This is a genomic window from Streptomyces sp. T39 (assembly GCF_008042045.1).
In the GTDB taxonomy this organism is placed as follows: domain Bacteria; phylum Actinomycetota; class Actinomycetes; order Streptomycetales; family Streptomycetaceae; genus Streptomyces.
This window is the reverse complement of sequence record NZ_RDBP01000042.1, coordinates 1-4,500: the sequence shown is the minus strand read 5'-3', so window position 1 is coordinate 4,500 and position 4,500 is coordinate 1. Positions and strand designations below refer to the sequence as shown.

The following is a 4,500-nucleotide window of genomic DNA, read 5'->3' as shown; positions in this document are numbered from 1 at the left end:
GCCGCCGACAGCGGTCTCCTTCCTCGGCCTCCTCAGCCCGCTCGTCGCCACCGTCCTCGGCGTGATCGTCGCCGGGGAGCGGCTCAACGCACTCCAGGCCGTCGGCGCCGCCGTCGTCCTCGCCGCCCTCGTGGCGGCGCAGCGCCGGCACGCCCCGTCCCGCCGCGCCGTCCGACCACGACCCGACACCGCACAGACCAGGGAGACCGACCATGCGCATGACCGTCTTCGGAGCAGCCGGCCAGGTGGGACGCAGGACCGTGAGCGAGGCGCTGTCGCGGGGACATGACGTCACCGCGGTCGTCCGGGACCCGGCCCGGTACGCGGCCGCCCTGCCCCCGGGGGCCCGTCGCCGCTCGGGCGACGCGTCGGACCCGGCGGCCGTCGCCCGGCTCGCCCGGGGCCAGGACGTGGTCATCAGCGCGACCCGCCCGGGAGCCGGCCGCGAGCAGGAACTCGTCGCGACGGCCGAGGCACTCCTCGACGGCACCGCGCGCAGCGGCGTCCGCCTCCTGCTCGTCGGCGGCGCGGGCACCCTCACCGTGCCCGGCCCCGGCGGAGGCACCGTCGCCGACGCCCCGGACTTCCCCGACGACTGGAAGGCCGTCGCGGCCGCGTGCGCCGCCCAGCTCGACGCCTGCCGTGCGGCACCACCCGCCGCGGACTGGACGTACCTCAGCCCGCCCGCCCTGCTGGAACCGGGCAAGCGCACCGGCGTCTACCGCCGCGGCGCGGACACCCTGCTCACCGACCCCGACGGGCGCTCCGTGATCTCCCTGGAGGACTTCGCCGTGGCCCTGATCGACGAGGCCGAACACCCCCGCCACCGGCGCGGCCGCTTCACGGTCGCCTACTGACTGCACGGTCGCCCGCTGAAGGAGCCCACGTGCCGACTGCGTCCCTGGAGAAACGCGCGTCCCTGGAGAAACGCGCGTCCCTAGAGAAACGTGCGGCCCTCGCCCCGGTAGGTGGGCGCGGTGCCCGTCACCCGGTCGCCCTCGATCAGGTGCAGGGCGGCGAAGCGCTCGCACAGCTCCCCGGCCTTGGCGTGACGGAACCACACCTTGTCCCCGATGAGCAGATCGTCGGCGGGCGGGCCGATCAGCGGGGTCTGCACCTCGCCCGCGCCCTCCTGGGGGTCGTAGCGCAGCCCTTCCGGAAGGTAGGGGACCGGCAGCCGGTCCTTGCCGGCCGCGCCGGAGGCCGGATATCCGCCGCCGAGCACCGTCACCGTCCCCACTCCCGGTCGCCGCACCACGGGCTGGGCGAACAGCGCGGCCGGACGGCCGCTGAAGGAGGTGTAGTTGTCGAAGAGACGCGGCACGTACAGCCCGGAACCGGCCGCGATCTCCGTGACGGAGTCCTCGGCGGCGGTGTGCTGCACACTGCCGGTGCCACCGCCGTTGACGAATTCGAGATCGGGCTCGACCGCGCGCACCGCGCGCACGACCTCCGTCCGCCGGGTCGCGAGCTCCGCCCGTGCCGCGCGCTGCATCAGCCGCACGGCCCGGGACCTCAGCGGCGACCCGGCCACCGCGTCGCCGACACCGGCGATGTGCCCTTCATAGGCCATGACGCCCACGAGCCGGAAGCCCGGCCGCCGGGCGATCGAGCGGGCCAGGTCGGCCAGTTGGGCGGCGCCGCGCAGCGGGGACCTGCGGGCGCCGACCCGCACCCGGCCGCCCAGCAGGTGCAGGGCGGTGTCCATCTCCAGACAGACCCGGATCTCCTCCTTGCCGCCCGCCCGCGACCGGTCGATCAGGTCCAGTTGCGCGACGTCGTCGACCATCACCGTCACCGCGGCGGCCAGCTTGGGGTCCGCGGCGAGTTCGGCGTAGCCCGCGCGGTCGGCGGAGGGATAGGCGAGCAGCACATCGCCGAATCCGGCCCGGGCCAGCCACACGGACTCGTCCAGGGTGAACGACATGATCCCGGCGAAGCCTTCTCTGGCGAGTACCCGCTCCAACAGGGCCCGGCACCGCACCGACTTGCTCGCCACCCGGATCGGCTTGCCGCCGGCCCGGCGGACGAGATCGTCGGCGTTGGCGTCGAAGGCGTCGAGATCGACGACGGCCAGAGGAGCATCCAGATGTGCGGTGGCCTTGTCGTAGCGGGCCCGGTCCGCGGCACGGGGAGTCATGGCCCGAGCTTGCCAGACCTGATTACCCCGGGGTAGTGGATGTTCTGGGCAGATCCCCACGGACCGTCTCCCGCGTGACGGACCGGCCCGGCGCAGCCCGTTAGAGTGACTCGCACGAGCCGGTGAACGGACCTGCCCAGCACGCTGATCCGTGCGGCGGCGTGCGGTGGGCGGTGAGCGGACACAGCAACGGGGGGCGGAATGAGCACGGAGGCGCAGCGCCCTTCGGGCGAGCAGCCCCCGCCCCGCTCCCGCATCTCGGACATGCTCCATCCGCCCGCGCCGCCGCACGGATCAGCGTGACCACACAGACGATGGCGCCGACGGTGCGGGCAGGGCGGCGGGCCTTGACGGGCCGCAGCCGGGTGGTCATCTCGGCCGGGGTCTCGGGCGGCGCCCAGGCATGGGCGGGCGGCCGGGGCGCATCGGGCCGCGGCGTCATGTCGACCGACCCGACGGGCCTGCGCCTCGGCGGAGGCGGAACGGGCGCGCCCCGTGGGGAGGCTGCGCGGAGCGTCCCCGTCCCCGAGACGGAGACGACCACGGAGACGACCACCCGGCTGCGCCCCACCCCGCCCGGACCTCCCACTCCGCCCGCACCGCGCAACGCGGGCCCCGCGGCACCGGCCCGGCCTCCCGCTCCGCCCGCGCCCCGGGCCGCCGCGGCTCCCGCGTCCCCCGCCGCGCCCGTTCCGCCTCCGCCGAGGCGCAGGCCCGTCGGGTCGGTCGACATGACGCCGCGGCCCGATGCGCCCCGGCCGCCCGCCCATGCCTGGGCGCCGCCCGAGACCCCGGCCGAGATGACCACCCGGCTGCGGCCCGTCAAGGCCCGCCGCCCTGCCCGCACCGTCGGCGCCATCGTCTGTGTGGTCCTCGGCGTCGGGCTCATCGGCGGTGCCGCCGCGGGCACCTGGCTGACCGGCGACTCCTCGGCCGCCGACAGCGAGCGTGCGCGGGACGCCGAGGTGCGCACCCTGTGGCACAGCCTGCCCGTGGACACCCTCTTCCCGCGTACCCTGCGAGGGGACGACGCGGGGCCCGGCGGCGCCGACCGGACGTGGACCCGCGTCGCCGTCGCCCCGGACTCCGACTGCGCGAGCGCCCTCGACCCCCTGCTCGCCCGGACCATGGAGCAGGTCGGCTGCGTCCGGGTCGTCCGGGCCACCTACACCGACGCCACCGCCAGCAGCGTGACCACGGTCGGCATGGTCTTCACGGAGGCCGAACGTGACGGCATGCTCGCCCTCCACAACAGGTTCAGCACCGAGGGGCTGGGCGACCGCAGGGACCTGATGCCGCGCACCCTCCCCGCCAAGGGGACCGTCGCCGCCGGGTTCGGTGACGGTCAGCGCGCCAGCTGGACCGTCGGCGTGGTGACCGAGGCACCCGTCGTCGTCTTCGCCGTCTCCGGCTTCGCCGACGGACGCGAGGTCCGCGACCCACAGCCCGCGGGCGACGCCACCGCTGACGGCGCCGCGACCCCCGCCGCCCAGGCGGGGCTCGGCCACGACGCCGCGGGCATCGCCGCACGCATCGAACGAGGACTGCGCGCCGCCGCGGCCCGCGCCACGGAGAAGACGGAATGAGACGCCTGCTTCCGCGCCGCGACCGCCTCACCGCCGCGGTCGTCGCCACCGCCTTCGCGGTCCTGCCCGCCGCGACGCCCGCCCACGCCGACGCGATACGGGCCCAGCAGTGGGGCCTCGAAGCCATGCACACCGAGCAGGTGTGGCAGACGACCAAGGGCAGGGGCATCACCGTCGCGGTGCTCGACACCGGAGTCGACGACCGGCACCCCGACCTCGCCGGGTCGGTGCTGCCCGGCAAGGACCTCATCGGCTTCGGCGCCGGGCGCGGGGACGAGGCGTGGGCCCGTCACGGCACCGCGATGGCCGGCATCATCGCCGCCCACGGCCACGGCCCCGGCCGGGAGTCCGGCGTGATGGGCATCGCGCCCGAGGCGAAGATCCTTCCGGTGCGGGTCATCCTGGAGGGCAAGGACAAGGCCCGTGACCGGGCCCGCAAGTCGCGCGGCACCGCCCTCGCCGAAGGCATCCGCTGGGCCGCCGACCAGGGCGCCGACGTCATCAACCTCTCCCTCGGCGACGACAGCGAGTCGGCCCACCCCGAGCCCGGGGAGGACGCCGCCGTCCAGTACGCGCTGGCCAAGGGCTCCGTCGTCGTCGCCTCCGCCGGCAACGGCGGCGAGAAGGGCGACCGCGTCTCGTACCCGGCCGCCTACCCCGGGGTGATCGCCGTGACGGCCGTCGACCGGTTCGGCACCCACGCAGCCTTCTCCACCCGCCGCTGGTACGCCACTGTCAGCGCCCCCGGAGTGGACGTGGTGATCGCCGACCCGG

Annotated in this window: 5 protein-coding genes; 3 read left to right on the top strand and 2 right to left on the bottom strand. The window is 75.8% G+C overall.

Annotation, left to right across the window (positions count from 1 at the left end):
* Positions 1 to 214 (bottom strand): hypothetical protein (locus tag EAO77_RS39500; protein WP_147991287.1); only part of this gene is annotated, 214 nt, incomplete at its 3' end.
* Here EAO77_RS39500 and EAO77_RS28905 point away from each other — a divergent pair.
* Positions 213 to 857: an NAD(P)-dependent oxidoreductase gene (locus tag EAO77_RS28905; RefSeq protein WP_147991286.1), complete on the top strand. Its 645-nt coding sequence runs from the start codon at positions 213 to 215 to the stop codon at positions 855 to 857. The two genes, EAO77_RS39500 and EAO77_RS28905, sit on opposite strands and share 2 nt — an antisense overlap.
* A gap of 80 nt (positions 858 to 937) precedes the next feature.
* Here the strand turns inward: EAO77_RS28905 and EAO77_RS28900 are convergent, their stop codons facing one another.
* Positions 938 to 2,140 carry an amino acid deaminase/aldolase gene (locus tag EAO77_RS28900; protein WP_147991285.1) on the bottom strand — a complete coding sequence of 401 codons (1,203 nt, stop codon included), beginning with the start codon at positions 2,138 to 2,140 and terminating at the stop codon, positions 938 to 940.
* Between the two features lie 731 nt (positions 2,141 to 2,871).
* On the opposite strand from EAO77_RS28900, the gene EAO77_RS28890 reads away from it, so the two are divergent.
* Entirely contained in the window at positions 2,872 to 3,726 is an 855-nt protein-coding gene (locus EAO77_RS28890; RefSeq protein ID WP_147991288.1) for a hypothetical protein, read from the top strand.
* Positions 3,723 to 4,500 (top strand): S8 family serine peptidase (locus tag EAO77_RS28885; RefSeq protein ID WP_147991284.1); only part of this gene is annotated, 778 nt, incomplete at its 3' end. The genes EAO77_RS28890 and EAO77_RS28885, both read left to right, overlap by 4 nt.

Bases quoted from the DNA above. Each gene is read 5' to 3' on its own strand.
- EAO77_RS28890 (WP_147991288.1), top strand. From the start codon at position 2,872: ATGACGCCGCGGCCCGATGCGCCCCGGCCGCCCGCCCATGCCTGGGCG.
- EAO77_RS28900 (WP_147991285.1), bottom strand. From the start codon at position 2,140: ATGACTCCCCGTGCCGCGGACCGGGCCCGCTACGACAAGGCCACCGCA.
- EAO77_RS28905 (WP_147991286.1), top strand. From the start codon at position 213: ATGCGCATGACCGTCTTCGGAGCAGCCGGCCAGGTGGGACGCAGGACC.